Annotated in this window: 1 protein-coding gene; it reads right to left on the reverse strand. The window is 41.3% G+C overall.

The genetic code is table 11. From position 1 onward, the window contains the following. Positions 1-17: 17 nt before the first annotated feature. Complete coding sequence (locus ACOT8F_RS20885) at positions 18-1,376, reverse strand: IS1182 family transposase (RefSeq protein ID WP_421653837.1); 1,359 nt, start codon at positions 1,374-1,376, stop codon at positions 18-20. Positions 1,377-1,418: the final 42 nt, after the last annotated feature.

The following is a 1,418-nucleotide window of genomic DNA, read 5'->3' on the forward strand; positions in this document are numbered from 1 at the left end:
CTCTTCCTTGGATACTTTTATGCCATTTTTCCAGATTCCCAAGTCCAAGTTGCCATCTTCTTTAAGTTCATGGCAGCAAAAGTAAGCATCGCTTGCATGGACAATTTTTTGAGACCTCTCAATGTTGTCCATCGCATACCATGCTTTTCTTTCGCATCAGCAAATACACGCTCAATTGTTTCTTTCCGTTTTGCATAGATGCTTTTATTCTCATCTGTATGACGAAGATGCTCGACTTCCTCCAAATGTTCCTGCCACAGATGCCGTTCAATCACTTTCTGGTGATTTTGGCTTTCTGTACACTGGGCTAGGAAGGGACAGCCTTTACAAATGGCTGGATTGGATGCGTATTGCCGATACCCTTTTTTCGTTGTCGTTCGATAGGTCAGTTGGTGATCATGAGGGCAAAGATAACAGTCAAAATGCTCGTCATAAACAAAGTCACTTTTTTTAAAGAAACCATCTTTCGTTTTGGGACGTGTGTATGGGAAAACAGGGCGGATACCATGCAAGTTCAGGTATTGTGCGAGCGCAGGAATTTTATAAGCAGCATCTGCGGCAGCTGCCAACGGTTTGCCGATTACTTTCATTAACTGATCCATCAACGGTTCGAACACTGCACTGTCGTGCACATTACCAGGAGTGACAATGGCCCCGAGAACAAATCCTTTTCGATCTGAGGCTGCATGAAAGGAATAGGCGAACTGTTTAGTTCGTTCATCTTTCACATAATGCCCACTCTCTGGATCCGTTGTGCTTTTCTTAATCTCTTTCTCCTCTGGCTCAAATTTATCCGGCGGGAAAGGCTTTTTTTCGTTTTCTTCTCTGTCCCGATTGATTTCTTTATGAAGTCTTTCTTCATAAGATTTGGTTTCTTTCCGAACGACTTTCTTTTCGAACTTTCGTTTATTGGCACTGGCTTTTACATGGGTAGAGTCAATAAAAACGTGCTCTCCCTTTACCAAGTTCTTATCCATCGCTTCTTTTAAAATCCGGTGAAAGATCTGTTCAAAAAGATCCGTATCTTTGAAACGGCGTTCATAATTCTTACCGAAGGTAGAGAAATGAGGAACCTTATCATAAAACCCAAACCCTAGAAACCATCGATAGGCGAGGTTTGTCTCGATCTCCTCAATGGTTCTGCGCATGGATCGAATGCCGAAAAGGTATTGAATGAATGTCATTTTAATCAAGATAACCGGATCAATACTAGGACGCCCGCGGTCAGAGGAATAGACTTCTTCCACCAAAGAATAAATGAAAGAAAAGTCCATGGCTTTCTCTATTTTTCGAACAAGATGTTCCTCTGGAACCAACTGTTCGAGGGTAATCATCTCCATTTGATCACGATTCATTTGATTATTTTTAGACAGCATTTCAATCACCTCACTAGTTACTTCTTTCATTATACAAAAAAA

This window comes from Chryseobacillus diguaensis (assembly GCF_049220665.1).
Taxonomy (GTDB): Bacteria; Bacillota; Bacilli; order Bacillales; family Bacillaceae; genus Metabacillus_B.

What these genes read in the sequence shown, in the direction of transcription:
- ACOT8F_RS20885 (WP_421653837.1), bottom strand. Translation starts at nt 1,376, where the DNA reads ATGCTGTCTAAAAATAATCAAATGAATCGTGATCAAATGGAGATGATT.